The organism is Dorea sp. 210702-DFI.3.125, from assembly GCF_020560945.1.
GTDB lineage: Bacteria > Bacillota > Clostridia > Lachnospirales > Lachnospiraceae > Dorea > Dorea formicigenerans.
Window position 1 is genome coordinate 15,527 of sequence record NZ_JAJCNF010000013.1, and the last position, 18,748, is coordinate 34,274.

Here is an 18,748-nt window from a genome sequence, read left to right on the forward strand (position 1 = left end):
GTTCATAAAATGAATCAGAAAAAAGAATGTATGGATGTCCATGTAAATGGATTGAAATTTCATGTACAGACATTTGGAAGCGGTGTCCCTATTATTATGATTATGGGACTTGGAGCACCGGGAGATAAATGGAAGCATAACTATGAGCTATTAAGTAAATGGTTTTGGTGTATTGTTCCGGATAACAGAGGAGCAGGATTAAGCGACAAACCGGAAGCAGAGAGTTATACAACAGAGCAGATGGCAGACGATATCATCGGTATCATGGATACATTAGATATCAAAAAAGCCCATGTTATGGGTGTCTCTATGGGAGGCGCCATTGCACAGCAGGTGGCACTGAAAGTTCCGGACAGAGTTCTGAGTCTGATTTTGACAAGTACATTTGCAAGTGTAAGTCCGGCATTTAAAAAGGCTTTAAATCTAATCTGTGAGCTGAAAGAAGATACAGATCCGGCAGTATTAAAGCAGTTGAATCTTTGGATGACCTATGGCCAATACACGCAGATACATCACCCAGAGAAGATTGAGAAATCTATTGAAGAAGATGCAGCGTACCCTTATCCAATGCCGGTGTATGCCTATAAGGCACAGTGTGGGGCATGCCTCAGCCACAATACAGCAGGCAGGCTGCATGAGCTTAAAATGCCGGTACTGATTGCTGCAGGGGCGAAGGATTTGTTCATGAATATAGAGAAGACCATGGAATTAGTACATGGAATTTCACAGGCAGAATTCTATCTTGCACCGGAAGGCGGACATGTACATCAGTGGGAATATCCTGAGCCATATGACAGTGTTGTAGTGGGATTTTTGATGAAACATACAAATTAAAAAAATATATAATGTAGACCATGAATTGAATTAGAGTTTCATATCATGGATATAAAATTGAAATGAGAGAATGGGGAAAACAAAATAATGTCTATAGATATGAATACGTTGATTAGTCAAATGATTATGTTTTTTGTCATTCTCGGATGTGGATTTATAGGAGCAAAATTAGGGCTTTTGAAAGCCGAAGTCATTCATGGGTTAAGCAGTCTGCTTATGGGCGTTATCTGTCCATTGATGCTGATTGCAGTATTTCCGTCAGCAGTGCAGGAGGAAAATGCATGGGATATTGCAAAATCTGTAATTCCCTATGCACTGATTACATATCCGCTGCTTACAGGAGCTGGATTCCTTACAGGAACGTTATTACATTTCCGGGGAGATAAAAGAAAAATCTTTACTGCCCAATGTCTTTTCGGAAATATGGCGTTCTTTGGGCTGCCTCTTGTAAAAGAGATATTTGATCCGGTTGCAGTAGTAGCATTTTCTTTCTGCGTTGTAATAGATAATCTGTTCCTCTGGACAGAAGGAGTATTGCTCACTTCTAAATCAGAAGGAGGACAGGAATTATCCTTGAAGCTGATCATAAAGAAGCTGTCTAATCCTGTTATAGTAGGAGTATTGATCGGGCTGGCGTTGATGATTTTGAAAGTGCCATCAGATTTACTGATTCTTCGAAGCTTTGATACAATAGGAAGCTGTGCAAAGCCACTGGCACTTTTGTATATCGGAGGAACGATTGCACTGATGGAATCAGGATCATTAAAGAAAGCATGGCCAGTTGTATTTGTCATAATCATTAAGCTGATAGTTATGCCGGTTGTCATATTTCGTGTGATGACGTGGCTTGGCGTGAATGATCTTGCGAGAAATATTTGGACGCTGATTATTGCACTTCCGAGTATGGCGAGTATTCCGATTATGGCAGAAAGCTTCGGTTCAACAGAAGCTGATTATGCGGCACAGGGTGTATTTATTATTACACTGGCAAGTCTGGTAACAATACCGCTTGTGGTGATGCTTTGCATGTAAGTAATGAGATCAGGCATTTAGAATACATAAGGTGAAAGCTTTTATGTATATAGGAGAGCTTAAAAATATTAAATAAAAAGAGCAATGATTTGATTGTATTAGAAACAAAAATATTTCTAATACGACATGAAAGGAGAAATTAAAATGGTAGATCAGAATTGTGCATATTGTGTAGAGGGAGAATTATTGGCAAAGTTTGGAATTAAGATTTGCGAACTTGAGAATTCTAAAGTATATCTTTTTAAAGAGCAGAGCCATCCAGGAAGAGTTGTAGTTGCTCATAAGAAACATGTCAGTGAGATTCTTGAGCTGACACCGCAGGAGAGAGCAGCATACTTAGAGGAGATTGCAAAGGTATCTGAGGCAATCCACAAAATCTTCAAACCTGCAAAAGTGAACTATGGTGCATATGGAGATACAGGACATCATCTGCATTTCCATCTTGTACCAAAATACACAGATGAGTATGAGTGGGGTGGCACATTCGAAATGAATCCGGGAAAGAAATTCTTAAGTGATGAAGAATATGCTGAGATGATTGAAAAGATTAAGGCTGAGCTGGTTTAGAAAAGTGTGTGTAAATGATTCTCTAAGTATCTTGGATAATTAATATCCGCAAGGTTTCCCAATGAGGAAGAACTGTTGGGAAAACTGTATAATCATAAAGTGAAAGGGGATGTCGGTTAATACCACATTTCGGCATCCGCAGTAGTAATTAAAAGGATGGGGCTGTCGGTAAATAGACAGTTCTAAACAGGGGCAGACATGACTCGTATGAGTCTTGTCTGCCCCTGAATTTATTTCTCAAAAAGAGAAAAAGATGGCTAACGACAACCATCTTTCTCTCCGTTCCATGTTATAATGGAACTATGCAAAAACAAGATTATTATAACGACTTTTTTGAAATTGGGCAACAGAAAATTAACTTCAGTTTCTTCGAATTGAGTTTACCCGACGACGATCCTGTCTATACCCTGAAAAAAGTGATGGAGGAATTAGATTTTTCGGGCCTGCTGGCCTGTTATTCGAATAAGGGAAGAACCGGGTATAACCCAATCATGCTGTATGCTGTTGTTACCTACGCTAACATGCGAGGAGTCAGGGCTGTTGACCGTATTGTAGATTTATGCCAGAGAGATCTTGCTTTTATCTGGCTGACCAAAGGGCAGAAACCCCAAAGGGATACTTTTTACGATTTTAAAGGGAAAAAGCTGACGGGAGAAGTCCTGGATGAACTGAATTACCAGTTCATGCGTCGCCTGGAGAAGGAAGGGCTTATCACACCGAAAGAACTCTACATCGATGGGACAAAGATCGAAGCAAACGCAAACAGATATACGTTCGTCTGGCGGGGCAGCCTCAACTATCATCTTGCCGGCCTGCTGGACACTATAGATGCCCTTTATGAAAAGTATAATACGTTTCTGCACGAGAACGGGTATGGGCCTAAATACGACCTGGGGGATGCCCGGATGTTTGTGATTGAAGGAATGGATAAAGTCAGGAAGGTCATCGAAGAAAACAGGAACCGGAAACTTACAAAACATAAGAAGATCTCCAATAACACCGTCATTGAGATTGATCATTGCTCCCCGCTTGAGATCCTGAAGCTGCAGAAGAACCTGATACGGATAGCCGAAGGAGAAGGGATTGGGTTCGTTTATGGGAAAGGAAAGCATAAGCCGGAAATCCAGAAGCTTTACGAGGAACTGGAAGAATGCGGAAGCCGCCTGATGGAATATAAGGAATGTTTTGAGATCATGGGGAAAGACCGCAACAGCTATTCCAAAACAGACCTGGAAGCAACGTTCATGCGGATGAAAGAGGACCATATGCTGAACGGTCAGTTAAAACCGGCGTACAATGTCCAGATCGCAGTAGAGAACTACTTCATTATCCACGGATATGTGAGCAATGACCGGACAGACTATAATACGCTGATTCCGGTTTTAGAAAAGCACCGGAATGCGTTTGGCGATACACTGGAGGCAGTGACTGCCGACAGCGGCTACTGCAGTGAGAAGAACCTGCTGTATCTGAAAGAGAATGAAATCAAAAGCTTCATCAAGCTTCAGGATCATGAAAAGCGGAAGACACGGGCCTACAAAGAGGACATTGGGAAGTATTACAACATGACATACGAGGTTTTTGAGAATGAGCATTATTACATCTGCCGTGATGGAAGGGAACTTCGCTATATCCGGACGGAAAGCAAAGAGCAGGATGGCTACACCCAGACAGTGGAGGTGTACGGGTGTGCGGACTGTAGCGGCTGCGAGCATAAATCCAAATGTCTTTATAAATACAATGAGGAAAAGAACCCAGACCGGAATAAAGTCATGAAGATCAATGAACGGTGGGAAGAACTAAAGGAAGAATCTAATGCGAATATCCAGAGTGAAGAAGGAATCCTGAAACGTCAGACACGGTCGATCCAGACAGAAGGGCATTTTGGAGATATCAAAGAGAACGAAAAATTCCGGCGATTTAATTACCGTTCAGCGGAAAAAGTGTATAAAGAATTCATGCTGTATGCGATAGGCAGAAATCTCATGAAATACCATCGTTTTTTACATCATGAAATTGAGAAATACGAAGGGAAAAAAGGGCAGAAAACAGCTTAGCTGATGGAATGCTTCAAAAAATCCGGCCAAGGGGATTTTGCCCCCTGAAATAAGGATTACAAAAGGGAAGAGACAAGCCGTTGGAGAATTCAGGTCTTAAAAAAGTCCGAATTTTCTGGGATTGTCTCTTCCCTGCATGTCAGGGGCTAAAAATCGGTATTAACCGACAGCCCCATCCTTTTTTCTATGAAAGATGAAATTTATTTTTGACCGCAAAAATCCCTTATCTGAACAATTGGCCAACAGGCCAACAGGCCAGAAAAATCTAAATCCTCACTTTTTTTAGGGTATAGACGGGATCGTCGTCGGGTAAACTCAATTCGAAGAAACTAAAGTTAATTTTCTGTTGCCCAAACTCAAAAAAATCCTTATAATGATTACTTGTTAGCATAGTTACATTATAACATGTAACGGAGAGAAAGATGGTTGTCGTTAGCCATCTTTTTTCTTTTTTTAGATACATTTCAGGGAGGGTATGACTCGTTGTGAGTCATACCCTCCCTGCTTTGGAACTATCTATTTCCCGACAGTCCATTTCTTCAGGGGGAATAACTATATAAAGTTATCGCCTAAAATTATTAGTTACAGCTATATTTATTTTACAGGCAGGAAGCGTAAGCTGCTTCTGCACCTTCTTCACGGATCTTCTTAAGATCAGCAACGATCAGTTCTTCCAGTCCTTTGATTTCTGTCAGATCCTGATCCCACATATCTTTGTTGGAAAGTACAGCTTTTACGAGTTCTTCTGCACTGTCATCTTTGTGTGCATAGTAGAAGTCAAGTGCCCATGCATCGTCCTGTACTTTGTACTCATTTCCTTTTGGTCTCTTGCATACCAAAGCTGCATCTTCACGTCTCTGAATATCATTTGAGTAGAATGCAATGTAAGCTGCAAGGCTCATTGCCAGGCAAGTAGGAATCTCACCTTTTTCGTTGATATACTCAAGGAATGAAGGCATGTTACGAGCTTTCCACTTAGATGTTGAGTTCAGAGAAATGCTCATAAGCTCATGATTTACAAATGGGTTGTTAAATCTGTCTGATACAGCTGCTGCAAAGTCAAGCAGATCCTGTTTGTCCAGTGGAAGCGTAGGGATAATCTCATCGTAAAGCATTTTGTTCATGAAGCCTTTGATCGTTTCGTTGTGCATGCAGTCACGAACGATATCCTGCCCAGACAGGTAAGCACCAAGAACGAAACCTGTATGAGCACCGTTCAGGATACGAACTTTTCTCTTCTTGTATGGAGTAACATCCTCTACAACATGTACATTTAAACCGGCTTTCTTGAATGGAAGCTTATCTTCAAGACCTGCAGGTCCTTCGATGATCCATACACCAAAGATCTCGCCGACATCAATCAATTCATCGTGATATCCATTTGCTTCTTCCATTTTCTTAACTTCTTCTGCATCACGTACACGTCCTGGAACGATACGGTCTACCAGTGTAGAACAGAATGTGTTCTTCTCATTGATCCATGTTTTGAATTCTTCTTCAAGTCCCCAGTCATCAATGTACTCGTTGACACATTTCTGGAGTTCTTTACCATTGTTGTCGATCAGCTCACAGCTTAAAACTACAACTCCATCTTTACCTGCTTTGTAACGCTCATAAAGTACACGTGTCAGTTTGGCAGGGAAGCTGATTGGAGGACACTGGTCAAATTTGCTTTCTGACTCGTGTACGATACCGGCTTCTGTTGTGTTGGATACGATATACTCAAGGTCGTCACTCTTGGCAAGCTCAAGAACTGCGTCGAAATCATCATATGGATTGATACATCTGCTTACAGAAGAGATGACACGTTTTAAGTCAACTTTCTCCCCTTTTTCACTTCCGCGAAGGTACAGTGTGTAAAGTCCTTCCTGGTCGTTGATGAGTTTTGTAAGTCCCTGTGCGATTGGCTGAACTAATACAACTTTTCCGTTCCAGTCAGCTTTTTCATTTGCACAGTCAAAGAAATAATCTACAAATGCACGAAGGAAGTTTCCTTCTCCGAACTGCATAACTTTCTCTGGTGCGGATTCTTTGATATATCCGTTATAACCTGATTTCTTAAGAACTTCGTAATTTAATGTTTCCATGATTGAGTTTCTTCCTTTCTTAAATTAATGAGATATGATTTTTACAATGTTACACCCTGTTTAAAGATTGCCATATCGTGGAATCCGGCGATTTCGGATTTTACTTCTTTACCGGAAGCAACTGCGATAACTTCATCGAACAGTTTTTCTGCCAGTTCAGGAAGAGTATCCCCTTCTACCAGGGTTCCACAGTTAAAGTCGATCCAATTCTGTTTTCTGTTATTTAATGAAGAATTGGTAGAAATCTTCATAGTTGGTACAGGACATGCGAACGGTGTTCCACGACCTGTAGTAAACAGTACAATGTGTGCACCGGAAGCAGCCAGTGCAGTAGAAGCAACCAAGTCATTTCCAGGAGCACTTAAGAGATTCAGACCTTTTGTCTTAACCTGTTCTGCATAAGACAGTACGTCCATGACCGGAGCGCTTCCGGATTTCTGAGTACAGCCAAGAGACTTGTCCTCAAGAGTGGAGATACCACCTTTTTTATTTCCAGGAGACGGGTTTTCATAAATTGTCTGATTGTGACTCTGGAAATATTGTTTAAAGTTATTAATCAGATCAACTGTCTTTTCAAATAATACTTCGTCTTCACAACGGTTCATTAGCTGAGTCTCAGCACCGAACATCTCAGGTACTTCTGTAAGAACAGTACTTCCGCCTTTGGAGATAAGAAGATCGGAAAATGCTCCTACGACCGGGTTGGCTGTGATACCGGAAAGTCCGTCAGAGCCACCGCATTTCATACCAATGACCAGTTCGCTGCAGTCAATGTCTTCACGTTCAAAGCTTCCAACATAAGCGGACAGATCTTCGAGAATGTTAAGTGCATCAGCAATCTCATCTTCACTTTCCTGAGCAACAAGGAAACGGACACGTTTCGGATCATAGTCGCCGATGTAATTCTTCAGTACATCAATATTACTGTTCTCGCAGCCGAGTCCAAGAACAAGGACACCGCCGGCATTCGGATGATTGATCAGATCAGACAGAATCTTACGGGTATTCTCCTGATCATCTCCCATCTGGGAGCATCCATAAGGATGTGGGAATGCAAAAATTCCTTCTACAGATCCCTGTACATACTTCTGAGCCTTGCGTTCGATCGCAGTAGCAACGTTATTTACACAGCCTACAGTCGGAATAATCCAGATTTCATTACGGATGCCGACTTTTCCGTTCGATCTGCGGTATCCTCTGAAAGTGCGAGGAGCTGTCGGGGTAAGTTCTGTAACAGAACGATCATAGGTGTAAGTAAGCAGATCTCCAAGTCCAGTCCGAATATTATGTGTGTGAATCCAGCTTCCGCAGCTGATGTTCTCCTTTGCAATACCGATTGGACAGCCATACTTGATAACCTGAGCATCAGCAGGAATATCAGTCAGAGCAAACTTGTGTCCCTGGGGAATGTCCTCACGGAGAGTAACCTCTGTACCGTCCACATCTAATGTACGATTTGCAGATAAAGGAGTAAGTGCAACTGCAACGTTATCATTCTGGTGAATTTTGATAAATTCTTTCATGATAAAATCCTTTCTCTTAAAAAATGATGTTAGTACTAGTAAATGATGAAGGAGACATTAAAAATTCTAATCATCATGAACTCACGATGAAAGAAATGTCTTCGACATCTGAATTTGTTATAAAATAAACGTGTAAGCGCTTACACTAAACATACATCATTTTGATGTTTAGGTCAATAAAAATGACAAATCAATTTTGCCCAAAAAGCATTTTTGGAAAAATGCACAAAAACAAGATAACAAATTTGTCGAAAAGATTGCTTAAAAACCATTGATTTCATATGTGCAGTTGGGGTAAAATGTAATAAATGTAAGCGTTTACAATATAGACGATGCAAGCATAGAACACAGGAGGAAAGAAAAATGAAGAAATTTATGGACGAGGATTTTCTATTAACAAGTGATGCGGCAAAAAAACTTTATCATGATTATGCAGAGAACATGCCGATTGTAGATTATCATTGCCATATTAACCCACAGGAGATCTGTGAAGATAGAAAGTTTGAAAATATCACACAGGTATGGCTCGGAGGAGATCACTACAAGTGGCGTCAGATGCGTTCCAATGGTGTAGATGAGAAATATATCACAGGTGATGCTACAGATCGTGAAAAATTCCAGAAATGGGCTGAGACTCTTGAAAAACTGATCGGTAATCCACTGTATCACTGGAGTCATCTGGAGTTAAAGAGATACTTCGGATATGAAGGATACTTAAACGGTGAGACAGCAGAGGAAGTATGGAATCTTTGCAATGAGAAGCTTGCACAGGATGATATGACCGTAAGAAATATCATTAAAAAGTCAAATGTAAAATTAATCTGTACAACAGATGATCCGATTGACACTCTTGAATATCATGAGAAACTTGCAAAAGACGATACATTTGATGTAAAGGTACTTCCGGCATGGAGACCAGATAAGGCTATGAATCTGGAGAAACCAGAGTATCTTGATTATCTTAAAAAGTTAAGTGAAGTTAGTGGAATTGAAGTAAAGAGCTTCAAGACTCTGATCGAGGCGCTTGTAAAACGTATGGACTATTTCCAGGAGAGAGGCTGCTCTGTATCAGATCATGCTCTTGAGTATGTAATGTACGCACCGGCTTCCGAGGAAGAAATCGAGGCAATCTACAGCAAACGTCTTGCAGGTGGAGAAATCACAAAAGAAGAGGAACTGAAAGCAAAGACAGCCTTTATTCTTGCAGTTGGAAAAGAGTATAATAAACGTGACTGGGTAATGCAGCTTCATTATGGATGCAAACGTGACAATAATGTAGTACGTTATAAACAGCTTGGACCAGATACAGGATATGACTGCATCAATAACTATGCACCATCTTCAGAAATGGCAGATATGTTAAATGCATTGTCTGATACAGATGCACTTCCTAAGACAATTCTGTACTCTCTGAATCCGAACGACAATGAGTCTATCGGAACAATCATCGGATGCTTCCAGAATGAGAAGACCGTTGGAAGAATCCAGCAGGGTAGTGCATGGTGGTTCAATGATCACAAAGTCGGAATGACAGCTCAGATGACATCACTTGCAAACCTTGGTATTTTAAGTAACTTTGTAGGAATGCTTACAGATTCCAGAAGTTTCTTATCTTACACACGTCATGAGTATTTCAGACGTATCCTTTGCGAGCTGATTGGAGGATGGGTAGATAACGGAGAGTATCCGGATGATTACAAGACACTGGAGAAAATTGTAAAGGGAATTTCTTACAACAATGCAGTGGAGTACTTTAAATTTGACGTATAGGAATTAGAAGCGTAGTAGGAGTTTTTGCATATGGCAGTGAACATTTATGATGTCGCAAAATTATCGGGAGTGTCCATTGCGACTGTTTCAAGAGTGGTAAATGGAAGTACAAAGGTCAGTGAGAAGACCAGAAGAAAGGTTCTTGATGTGATGGAACAGTGTGGCTATACGCCAAATGTGTTTGCAAGGGGACTTGGACTGGATTCTATGAAGACCATCGGGATTTTGTGCCCGGATATATCGGATGCATTTATTGCACAGGCAGTGGCATTCCTTGAAGAACGTCTGCATCAGTATGAATATGACTGTATTTTGGGATGCAGTGGTTATGACCTGGAAGCGAAAGAGGCACATACGAAAATGTTACTGTCGAAGCGGATTGATGCGCTTATTCTGGTAAGTTCTACTTACGCAGGTCGGGAAAGACACCCGGAAGATGTGGAATACATAAAAGAAGCTGCAAAGCAGACACCGGTATTTCTGATCAATGGATTCGTAGAAGGAAAGAATATCTACTGTTCTTTTTGTGATGATTTTAAGGCAACATATGATGTGACGAGTGGATTTATCCGTCGGGGAAAGAAGAAAATCTTATTCTTGTGTGATTCCTATTCATACAGCGCATCGAAGAAGATGGCGGGGTATGAGGCCGCTCTTCGCGATGCCGGATATCCGATTCGCGGAGAATTAAAGTTCTATACAAAGAACAGGATTCATCATGTCAGGGATATGCTTCTTTCACATAAGAATCTGGAGTTTGACAGTGTTGTTGCAACGGATGACGGACTCGCGATTGGAGCACTTAAGTATGCGAATGTGAAAGGACTTAAAGTACCAGATGATATTGAAATTGCAGGATATAATAATTCGCAGCTTTCGGTAGGCTGTGAACCGGAATTAACTTCTGTGGACAATCATCTGGAGAAGATGTGTAATGACACTGTAGATTATATGTTACGGGTTCTGCAGGGAGATACTGATGTGCCACCGCAGAATGAAGTTGTATGTGAAATCAAAAAGAGATGTACGACAGATTTTTAAAGCATGAAACTTAAAAATTAATTAAGAAAGTTTTTAAATTAAAAAGAAATAAAATAATTGCCAGATAACGATTCTAGGAAATATATCGTTATCTGGCATTTCTTATTCTCTACAATGATTCATGATAAAAATCTATTGATAATTCGCTCTGTTCAATTAAAAGGTTACTGTCCCAATTCAGCCAGTAACTGCTTCTTAGTATTTAATAGAAGCTTTTTATATTGGGTAATTTGCTTATCTTTCATGCGGTCCTTTGGAGCAGAGATGCTGATAGCATATGGCAATTTGTGGTGTACACAGCCAAGGGATACAGCAATGCACCGGACTCCGATTTCCATCTCCTCATTATCCATGGAATATCCGTTGTTACGAATTGCACCGATGACCTCTAAAAAGGTATTGTAGTTAGTAACGGTATTGGCTGTATAAGTGTGTAATTCGCTCTGTTCCCAAATCTGACGGATCTGGTCATCATCCATATCAGCAAGAATTGCCTTACCGACACCGGAACAGTAAAGAGGGATTGTTTTTCCGACCATAGATACCATACGAACAGAATTATGTGGTGCTTCTACTTTATCGATATATACAGCGTTGATTCCTTCCATCTGTACGAGATGAACAGTTTCGCCGGTCTGTTCAGCAAGATCCTGAATGTAAGGTCTTGCAATATCAATGAGACTGTTATGTGAAAGAACCTGATTAGAAAGACTGCAGATCTTAAAGGTAAGACTGTACTTGGAAGTATCCGGATCTTGTTTTACATAGTCCATGCAAATTAAGGAATTTAAAATGCGATGGACAGTACTTTTATTTAATTCCAGTTCATTACTGATATCAAGAAGACCGGAAGGTCCGGATTTGGCAAGCAGTTCAATAGTCCGGAAAATTCGGTCAGAGACCTGGATTGGATTTTTCTCACTCAATGTTATACTCCTTAGATAAAACTATTTACAGTGGGATAACAGAGTTCCTCACTGTCTGTCATCTATTGTAGCATGATATAGAAGAAAGAGCAAAAAAAACTTGACTTTTTTATGAGTTCGTGTATAATTCAAAGTAAAGAAAGGTTCACGATATGAAAATAGATTTCATAATGTGAAACCAAACATATAACCCCATAAGTAATTATATATCATCATCAGAACAGGCAGTCCTTTTGGACTGCCTGTTCACTTTCAAGAATGCTATTTATTCAAAATAAGACTGCTTAAATTGTCTTCATGGGTTGTTATCTGTCAGTGTTCTGCATAGATAAAATCTGGTCGATAATGTGGAATGCAACCTCTTCTTTATTCATAATTGGAAGTTCCAGGACTTCTGTATCTGTAATCATTGTGACAATATTGGTGTCCGTCTCAAATCCAGCTCCGGCAACTTTCAGATTATTTGCAACAACCATGTCAAGGTTCTTTTTTTTCAGCTTCTTTCTGGAATTCTCCAGCATATTTTCCGTTTCCATAGAGAAGCCGCAGAGGAATTGACCGGGAGTTTTATGTTCTCCAAGATATTTTAAAATATCATCTGTACGTTCCAGCTCAATGGAAGTGGAAGAATCCGATTTTTTGATTTTCTCATCAGCTATGTGGACTGGCCGGTAATCAGCAACAGCGGCAGCTTTGAAGATCATGTCCATACCGGCACTTCTTGCAGTAACCTCTTCGTACATATCTTTAGCAGAGATGACAGGGACGGTCGTTATAAATGGCGGTGGAGTAAGAGCAGTTTTACCTGTGACTAAAGTTACATCTGCACCGCGAAGCATACACGCTTTCGCGAGGCTGTAGCCCATTTTCCCGGAGGAATGATTGGTGATATAACGCACCGGATCGATTGCCTCCTGAGTAGGACCGGCGGTGACCAGAACCTTTTTCCCACGCAAGTCTTTTTTACATGCTATACATTTTAAAATATATTCGAATAAATCTTCTGGTTCCGGCATCTTTCCGGCACCGACATCACCACAGGCAAGCCAGCCATTTGCCGGAGTGATGACCTCCATGCCATATTTTTCAAGAAGCTTTAGATTGTCCTGAGTGACAGGATTCTCATACATTCCTGTATTCATGGCAGGAGCAATAATCTTAGGAGCTTTGCTTGCGAGAATAGTTGTAGTGAGCATATCATCAGCCAGTCCGTGTGCAAGTTTTGCAATTACATTTGCAGTTGCCGGAGCAACCATGATGACGTCTGCTTTCTGAGCAAGAGCAACGTGTTCTACTTTGAATTCAAAATTGCGGTCGAAAGTATCTACAATACATTTATTGCGCGTCAACGTTTCAAATGTGATTGGATTAATAAAATTAGTGGCATTCTGGGTCATAATAACATGAACACAGGCACCGGTCTTTACAAGACGGCTGGCAAGCATGGCACTTTTATATGCAGCAATCCCACCGGTAACACCTAATAGAATGGTTTTATCTTTTAACATCATAGAAATAAACCTCTTTCTCTTTGTATGATTTATATTGATGTTGGGGGCAAAAGCCCCAACTATGATGCCTACGGATTGTTCCGTGCTTTGCACTCCCACAATCCTCCCAATTATTCGCATATCGTGGGATTGTCATCCCACTTTTAGGCTCATATTGGGGCGGATCCCAAGGTCTTTCATCCACTTATGAGCAAGCTCATGTGGATTTAGACCTTTTGACCCTGGCATCTTTATATTTCAACTATAGCGTGTTTGGCAGTCTCTTGCAAGATGAGGAGACATAAAGGGATGACTTTTTTTTGCGAAAATGTTAAAATTAGTGAAACAGTTCTGGAATATCAGGCATTCTTGAATTAGAGAGAGGAGAAAAGAATATGAAAAAAGCAGCGGTATTTTTGATGATATTAACGTTAAGTGTTTCTAGCGCAGCGTGTGGCAATAAAGAAAAGGATGATAATCAGGCAGATGCGAAGACGGAACAAAGCCAGAATGCAGACAATTCTAAAGATAATGATAAAAGTGATACTCAGACGAAAGAGGCAGACAATAAGATGTACGAGTTATCTTCGGAGGACGATGTATGGACTATAAAAGTATCTGCACCAAAAGGGTGTTCTGAGACAGACTTTTCTTCGGACACGGCAAGAGCATTTGAACGTATTGGAAATGTAGATGGCAGCAGTCTGCAATATGTGATGACTCTTAGGAATACAGATGTTTCCACTGTAGAAAGTGATATGAAGGAAGAAGTACAATATCTGTATACCGCAAATTCTGATGACACGATTCCGGAAATGGATACACAGAGCAGTGAATACAATGGGAAAATGTGGAATTATTTTTCCTATAATATGGAAGAGTTGAGTGGTTATCGTGTTTGGGTAGAATTATCAGACGGCGATGTGTTTGCCTGTACAGTTGAGTGGATTGGAGAAGAGGAGACACCGGATGATATTGATACGGTCATCAAGACATTGTCTTCCTGTATTGCCGACTATGATGTATAGATTCTTCTTGAAAAGAAATGTACTTAATTTAATACTTGTATCTATAGTAGAACAGATGTTATAATTACTCGGTAATTGTATTGTATCCTGCATGGCAGGAATGATAACAAGGAGGTAATTGAATAATGAAAACAAAAAAACACGACACTCAGTGGATGGTCAGTGTTGCACTTATGGCAGCAATTGTCATTCTTCTGGCGAACACACCGCTTGGAATGATCCAGCTTCCAATTATTAAGGCGACAACCGTACACATCCCGGTAATCATCGGAGCAATTCTGTTGGGACCGTCAGCAGGGGCAATTCTTGGATTTGTGTTTGGTGTATGTTCACTGGTGAGCAACACAATGGCACCAACCCTTTTGTCTTTTGCATTTTCTCCGTTCATGAGCACTACTGGAATTCCGGGAGCAATCAAGGCAATCTGGATTTCTGTAGGATGCCGTATGTTGATTGGAATCGCAGCCGGATGGTTATGGATTCTCTTTAACAAACTGAAAGTGAATCAGATCATTGCACTTCCAATCGTTGGATTCGTCGGATCTATGGTGAATACGATCACAGTTATGGGAAGTATTTATCTGTTATTTGCACAGCAGTATGCACAGGCAAAGGATGTAGCAATAAGCGCTGTATGGGGACTTGTTATGGGAACTGTTACAGCATCTGGTATTCCGGAAGCAATTGCAGCAGCGGTACTGGTGCTTGCAATCGGAAAAGTGCTGATCCAGGTATTAAAAAGAATGAATTTTTCATTTATTGACGCACAGACAGCAAAATAAACACATAAATAAGCACTAATACGCCCCACGGTAATTTCCGTGGGGCGTTTGTATAATTTTCAATATTGTTAGAATTACGAATCTGGGAATGGTCTGTGATGGTATTACAGGAAGGGATATTCAAAATATTGCACAAAAAAATTAAAAAAGAGGACAGGACAATTTTGGAATTACAACAAAAATGGACCGATGGCTTTTGTAGCAAAACTTCGGAATGGGATTTTTAGAAATACAGGGGCATGCCTTTCTCCGGTCAATGCATATCTGAATCTGATCGGTATTGAAACACTTGGACTTAGAATGGAACGTGAGTGCCAAAATGCACTGGAACTTGCACACTGGATTGCAGAGAATTATTCTGATATAATAGTAAATTATCCGGGACTGGAAAGTAGTTCCTGGCATCATGTTACAAAAGAACAGTTTGAACATGGATATGGCGCAATTCTTACACTTCGCGTAGGAAGTAAAGAAAAGGCATTTAAATTTATTGACAGTCTTACAATCCCGTATATCATTTCCAACATAGGAGATACAAAGACGCTCAAAAATCAGAGACTAATCAGGAACAAGGTACAGGAGGAGAATGAAAATGGCAGAAAAGGTTGATTATGCTGCATTAAAAAAAGGTGGATTTATGAGACAAAAGCAGAAAGGATGTTTTTCCTTAAGACTTGCAGTTGTGGGAGGAAATCTGACTGCTGAAAATATAAAGACAGTTGCAGAGGTGGCTGAAAAGTATGGACATGGATATGTGCATATGACTTCCAGACAGGGAATTGAGATTCCATTTATAAAAGTAGAAGATATCAATGAAGTAAAAGAAGAGCTTGCAAAAGGTGGAGTTGGAACAGGTGTCTGTGGACCGAGAGTCCGTACGATCACAGCCTGTCAGGGCGCAGCTATCTGTCCAAGTGGCTGCATTGATACTTATACACTGGCAAAGGAATTAGATGCAAGATATTTTGGAAGAGAACTTCCTCATAAATTCAAATTTGGTGTTACAGGCTGCCAGAACAACTGCCTGAAAGCAGAGGAGAACGATGTTGGAATCAAAGGAGGCATGACAGTTGAGTGCAATCATGATAACTGTATCCAATGTGGTGTGTGTGTAAAAGCCTGTCGCGAAGGAGCACTTCGCATGGAAGATGGAAAAATTGTCATCGATAGAGAAAAATGTAATAACTGTGCACGATGTGTAAAGAGCTGTCCAACAGATGCGTGGGGCGGAGAGCCGGGGTATATCGTTTCCTTTGGTGGATTATTTGGAAATAAGATTTATAAAGGTGAACAGATTGTTCCGATCATCCGTGATAAAGAAACTCTTTTCAGAGTCACAGATGCGGCTATTTCATTTTTTGAAAAGCATGCAAATGCAGGTGAGCGTTTCCGACTGACACTTGAGAGAGTCGGAAAGGAAGAATTCAAAAAAGAGGTTCAGGCTGCTTACGAAGGTAGATAGGTGTACTAACAAACAAAATGGCGATAAGAATCGAAAAGGAGAGAAAGAGCATGGCAGAAATACAATTTGACGACCAGGTAGATATTACAGATAAGGTTTGCCCACTCACATTTGTAAAAGCTAAAGTAGCAATTGAAGAGCTGGATGATGGTGAAGTCCTTGCAATTCGAATGAATGACGGAGAGCCTGTTCAGAATGTTCCAAGAAGTATGAAAGAAGAAGGACATAAAATCTTAAAGCTTGAGGATAATGCGGACGGAACTTATACACTGTATGTCAGAAAGGTAGAAGAATAATATGGCAGTACGGATCAACAAGGATGATTTTGAAGAGAAAGTTTTAAAGAGTGATCTTCCGGTCATCGTAGATTTTTATTCTGATTCCTGCATAGCATGTAAAAAGCTTGCACCGGCATTGGGAGATGTAGAAGATGATTATGAAGGAAAGTTATATGTATATAAGGTGAATACCAATTTTGATAAAGAGCTGGCAAAAGAATATCAGATAGCAGCGAATCCAACCCTTCTCTTTGTAAAAAATGCAGAAGTATTAGATCGAAAAATAGGAGCACACACTCTGGCAGAGCTTAAGACCTGGGTGGAAGCTTTACTGTAATAATATGGGTCAGGAGGAAGGCATTATGATAATTGTAGTTTCAGGAGAAAAGAAAGAAGTAAAGGATAATCTGACATTACCGGAGTTAATCGCGCAGGAAAATGTAGAGATGCCAGAGTATATAACGGTATCTATTAATGAAGAGTTTGTTCCTTCAGATGAGAAAGAGACAACCGTATTAAAAGAAGGAGACGTTGTAGAATTTCTTTATTTCATGGGAGGTGGATGTTAATGGCAATGACAGATGAACAGATTGAACGTTATTCCCGCCATATTATTCTAAAAGAAGTAGGCGCAAAAGGTCAGAAGAAGTTGCTGAAAGGGAAAGTTCTGATTATTGGAGCCGGTGGTCTTGGAGCTCCGGCAGCTATGTACCTTGCAGCAGCAGGAGTTGGAACAATCGGAATTGTAGATGCAGACGAAGTTGATCTGTCCAATCTTCAGAGACAGATTATCCATACAACAGCAGATGTAGGAAAAGCAAAGGTCAGATCGGCAAAAGAGACAATGAATGCCATGAATCCGGACGTTACAGTCAATACATACCGCATGTTCGTGGATTCTACGAATATCAGAGAACTGATCCGGGATTATGATTTTATTATTGACGGAACAGATAATTTTCCGGCAAAATTCTTGATTAACGATGCATGTGTACTGGAGAAAAAACCATTTTCACATGCAGGAATTATCCGCTTTAAAGGTCAGCTTATGACATATGTTCCGGGAGAAGGACCATGTTACAGATGTGTATTTAAAAATCCACCACCGAAGGATGCAGTTCCAACCTGCAAGCAGGCAGGTGTCATTGGAGCTATGGGTGGAGTCATTGGTTCCCTTCAAGCTATGGAAGCAATCAAATATTTGCTGGGAGTTGGAGATTTATTGACAGGTGCGCTGCTTACTTTTGACGCTCTGACGATGGAATTTCATAAAATTAAGCTTCCAAAAGATACTCATAACTGTGCAGTGTGCGGAGATCACCCGACAATTCTTGAGCCGATTGATTACGAACAGGAAGTATGTGAGGAGACAGCAGGCAGATTTGATGCACCAAGAAAAGAAGAGTAATTTGTAATCAGTGAAGAGGTATAAGTATGGCAATTATAAGAATGAAATATACACTTCTTGATGAGATTGCCCGGTATGCAACCGGGCATCTTCCAGAAGAAGCCTGCGGACTGATCGCAGGAAGCGAAGATGAAAATGGTCGTTTAATTGAAAAAGTTTATTACCTGACAAATGTTGATCATGCAGAGGATCATTTTACACTGGATCCGAAAGAACAACTGTCAGCAATCAAAGATATGAGGGCGAATGGATTAAAACCACTTGGTAACTGGCATTCACATCCATCCAGTCCGTCCAGACCGTCGCAGGAGGATATCAAACTTGCATTTGATTCCAATGCCAGCTATATGATCATATCATTTATGGCAGAAAATCCAGTGTTGAATTCTTTCCATATAGAAAATGGTCAGGTGGAAAAAGAGGATTTGCGAATTTATTCAGATGAATATTATTTCTAAGTATA

The 18,748-nt window shown here is 40.5% G+C and carries 19 protein-coding genes; 15 read left to right on the plus strand and 4 right to left on the minus strand.

Annotated features, from left to right (window positions below; all coding sequences use genetic code 11):
• Nucleotides 1–9: 9 nt before the first annotated feature.
• From LI164_RS07800 to LI164_RS07815, 4 genes are all read left to right on the plus strand, one after another.
• On the plus strand, nucleotides 10–834 hold the full coding sequence (locus tag LI164_RS07800) for an alpha/beta fold hydrolase (protein WP_005335327.1): 825 nt from the start codon (nucleotides 10–12) through the stop codon (nucleotides 832–834).
• Nucleotides 835–921: 87 nt separating this feature from the next.
• Complete coding sequence (locus LI164_RS07805; RefSeq protein WP_005335329.1) at nucleotides 922–1,866, plus strand: AEC family transporter; 945 nt, start codon at nucleotides 922–924, stop codon at nucleotides 1,864–1,866.
• Nucleotides 1,867–2,010: 144 nt separating this feature from the next.
• On the plus strand, nucleotides 2,011–2,433 hold the full coding sequence (locus tag LI164_RS07810) for an HIT family protein (RefSeq protein WP_040015641.1): 423 nt from the start codon (nucleotides 2,011–2,013) through the stop codon (nucleotides 2,431–2,433).
• A gap of 302 nt (nucleotides 2,434–2,735) precedes the next feature.
• Nucleotides 2,736–4,490: an IS1182 family transposase gene (locus tag LI164_RS07815; protein ID WP_005335343.1), complete on the plus strand. Its 1,755-nt coding sequence runs from the start codon at nucleotides 2,736–2,738 to the stop codon at nucleotides 4,488–4,490.
• A 599-nt stretch (nucleotides 4,491–5,089) separates the two neighbouring features.
• Here the strand turns inward: LI164_RS07815 and LI164_RS07820 are convergent.
• Together LI164_RS07820 and LI164_RS07825 are read right to left on the minus strand one after the other, a co-directional pair.
• Nucleotides 5,090–6,577 (minus strand): tagaturonate reductase, encoded by a 1,488-nt coding sequence (locus tag LI164_RS07820; RefSeq protein WP_005335347.1) that lies wholly within the window; start codon nucleotides 6,575–6,577, stop codon nucleotides 5,090–5,092.
• Nucleotides 6,578–6,618: 41 nt separating this feature from the next.
• A complete protein-coding gene (locus LI164_RS07825) occupies nucleotides 6,619–8,100 on the minus strand; it encodes a UxaA family hydrolase (protein ID WP_147567455.1) in 1,482 nt (493 codons plus the stop codon).
• A 363-nt stretch (nucleotides 8,101–8,463) separates the two neighbouring features.
• Between LI164_RS07825 and uxaC the strand changes: the two genes are divergently transcribed.
• Both uxaC and LI164_RS07835 read left to right on the plus strand, forming a co-directional pair.
• Nucleotides 8,464–9,870, plus strand: a complete 1,407-nt coding sequence (uxaC, locus tag LI164_RS07830) for a glucuronate isomerase (RefSeq protein WP_022278571.1) — start codon at nucleotides 8,464–8,466, stop codon at nucleotides 9,868–9,870.
• 30 nt (nucleotides 9,871–9,900) lie between these two features.
• Nucleotides 9,901–10,911: a LacI family DNA-binding transcriptional regulator gene (locus tag LI164_RS07835; RefSeq protein WP_118000999.1), complete on the plus strand. Its 1,011-nt coding sequence runs from the start codon at nucleotides 9,901–9,903 to the stop codon at nucleotides 10,909–10,911.
• Nucleotides 10,912–11,075: 164 nt separating this feature from the next.
• On the opposite strand, the gene LI164_RS07840 is transcribed toward LI164_RS07835, so the two are convergent.
• Nucleotides 11,076–11,837, minus strand: coding sequence for an IclR family transcriptional regulator (locus LI164_RS07840; protein ID WP_147567454.1), 762 nt, complete (start codon nucleotides 11,835–11,837; stop codon nucleotides 11,076–11,078).
• A gap of 305 nt (nucleotides 11,838–12,142) precedes the next feature.
• Nucleotides 12,143–13,348, minus strand: a complete 1,206-nt coding sequence (gene coaBC, locus LI164_RS07845; RefSeq protein ID WP_147567453.1) for a bifunctional phosphopantothenoylcysteine decarboxylase/phosphopantothenate--cysteine ligase CoaBC — start codon at nucleotides 13,346–13,348, stop codon at nucleotides 12,143–12,145.
• Between the two features lie 374 nt (nucleotides 13,349–13,722).
• On the opposite strand from coaBC, the gene LI164_RS07850 reads away from it, so the two are divergent.
• The 9 genes from LI164_RS07850 to LI164_RS07890 all read left to right on the plus strand — a co-directional run bounded on the left by LI164_RS07850 (nucleotide 13,723) and on the right by LI164_RS07890 (nucleotide 18,743).
• Nucleotides 13,723–14,355 carry a hypothetical protein gene (locus tag LI164_RS07850; RefSeq protein WP_227086971.1) on the plus strand — a complete coding sequence of 211 codons (633 nt, stop codon included), beginning with the start codon at nucleotides 13,723–13,725 and terminating at the stop codon, nucleotides 14,353–14,355.
• Nucleotides 14,356–14,480: 125 nt separating this feature from the next.
• Complete coding sequence (locus LI164_RS07855) at nucleotides 14,481–15,137, plus strand: ECF transporter S component (RefSeq protein ID WP_005335357.1); 657 nt, start codon at nucleotides 14,481–14,483, stop codon at nucleotides 15,135–15,137.
• A gap of 189 nt (nucleotides 15,138–15,326) precedes the next feature.
• A complete protein-coding gene (locus tag LI164_RS07860; RefSeq protein ID WP_173790390.1) occupies nucleotides 15,327–15,746 on the plus strand; it encodes a PLP-dependent transferase in 420 nt (139 codons plus the stop codon).
• Entirely contained in the window at nucleotides 15,730–16,599 is an 870-nt protein-coding gene (locus LI164_RS07865; protein WP_147567451.1) for a 4Fe-4S binding protein, read from the plus strand. Before LI164_RS07860 ends, LI164_RS07865 begins: the two co-directional genes overlap by 17 nt.
• A gap of 50 nt (nucleotides 16,600–16,649) precedes the next feature.
• A complete protein-coding gene (locus LI164_RS07870; protein WP_005340819.1) occupies nucleotides 16,650–16,895 on the plus strand; it encodes a sulfurtransferase TusA family protein in 246 nt (81 codons plus the stop codon).
• A 1-nt stretch (nucleotide 16,896) separates the two neighbouring features.
• On the plus strand, nucleotides 16,897–17,214 hold the full coding sequence (locus LI164_RS07875; protein WP_117650493.1) for a co-chaperone YbbN: 318 nt from the start codon (nucleotides 16,897–16,899) through the stop codon (nucleotides 17,212–17,214).
• A gap of 25 nt (nucleotides 17,215–17,239) precedes the next feature.
• Nucleotides 17,240–17,446: a sulfur carrier protein ThiS gene (thiS, locus tag LI164_RS07880; protein WP_040015645.1), complete on the plus strand. Its 207-nt coding sequence runs from the start codon at nucleotides 17,240–17,242 to the stop codon at nucleotides 17,444–17,446.
• Entirely contained in the window at nucleotides 17,446–18,285 is an 840-nt protein-coding gene (locus tag LI164_RS07885) for a molybdopterin-synthase adenylyltransferase MoeB (RefSeq protein ID WP_040015646.1), read from the plus strand. Before thiS ends, LI164_RS07885 begins: the two co-directional genes overlap by 1 nt.
• 26 nt (nucleotides 18,286–18,311) lie before the next feature.
• Nucleotides 18,312–18,743: a M67 family metallopeptidase gene (locus LI164_RS07890; protein WP_005335368.1), complete on the plus strand. Its 432-nt coding sequence runs from the start codon at nucleotides 18,312–18,314 to the stop codon at nucleotides 18,741–18,743.
• Nucleotides 18,744–18,748 lie beyond the last annotated feature (5 nt).

Excerpts from the sequence above, each read along its gene's own strand:
- LI164_RS07805 (WP_005335329.1), top strand. The coding sequence starts at position 922 with ATGTCTATAGATATGAATACGTTGATTAGTCAAATGATTATGTTTTTT.
- LI164_RS07855 (WP_005335357.1), top strand. The coding sequence starts at position 14,481 with ATGAAAACAAAAAAACACGACACTCAGTGGATGGTCAGTGTTGCACTT.
- uxaC (WP_022278571.1), top strand. The coding sequence starts at position 8,464 with ATGAAGAAATTTATGGACGAGGATTTTCTATTAACAAGTGATGCGGCA.
- LI164_RS07875 (WP_117650493.1), top strand. The coding sequence starts at position 16,897 with ATGGCAGTACGGATCAACAAGGATGATTTTGAAGAGAAAGTTTTAAAG.
- LI164_RS07800 (WP_005335327.1), top strand. The coding sequence starts at position 10 with ATGAATCAGAAAAAAGAATGTATGGATGTCCATGTAAATGGATTGAAA.
- LI164_RS07825 (WP_147567455.1), bottom strand. The coding sequence starts at position 8,100 with ATGAAAGAATTTATCAAAATTCACCAGAATGATAACGTTGCAGTTGCA.
- LI164_RS07820 (WP_005335347.1), bottom strand. The coding sequence starts at position 6,577 with ATGGAAACATTAAATTACGAAGTTCTTAAGAAATCAGGTTATAACGGA.
- LI164_RS07810 (WP_040015641.1), top strand. The coding sequence starts at position 2,011 with ATGGTAGATCAGAATTGTGCATATTGTGTAGAGGGAGAATTATTGGCA.
- LI164_RS07835 (WP_118000999.1), top strand. The coding sequence starts at position 9,901 with ATGGCAGTGAACATTTATGATGTCGCAAAATTATCGGGAGTGTCCATT.
- LI164_RS07865 (WP_147567451.1), top strand. The coding sequence starts at position 15,730 with ATGGCAGAAAAGGTTGATTATGCTGCATTAAAAAAAGGTGGATTTATG.
- coaBC (WP_147567453.1), bottom strand. The coding sequence starts at position 13,348 with ATGATGTTAAAAGATAAAACCATTCTATTAGGTGTTACCGGTGGGATT.
- thiS (WP_040015645.1), top strand. The coding sequence starts at position 17,240 with ATGATAATTGTAGTTTCAGGAGAAAAGAAAGAAGTAAAGGATAATCTG.
- LI164_RS07850 (WP_227086971.1), top strand. The coding sequence starts at position 13,723 with ATGAAAAAAGCAGCGGTATTTTTGATGATATTAACGTTAAGTGTTTCT.
- LI164_RS07885 (WP_040015646.1), top strand. The coding sequence starts at position 17,446 with ATGGCAATGACAGATGAACAGATTGAACGTTATTCCCGCCATATTATT.
- LI164_RS07870 (WP_005340819.1), top strand. The coding sequence starts at position 16,650 with ATGGCAGAAATACAATTTGACGACCAGGTAGATATTACAGATAAGGTT.
- LI164_RS07890 (WP_005335368.1), top strand. The coding sequence starts at position 18,312 with ATGGCAATTATAAGAATGAAATATACACTTCTTGATGAGATTGCCCGG.
- LI164_RS07860 (WP_173790390.1), top strand. The coding sequence starts at position 15,327 with ATGGCTTTTGTAGCAAAACTTCGGAATGGGATTTTTAGAAATACAGGG.
- LI164_RS07815 (WP_005335343.1), top strand. The coding sequence starts at position 2,736 with ATGCAAAAACAAGATTATTATAACGACTTTTTTGAAATTGGGCAACAG.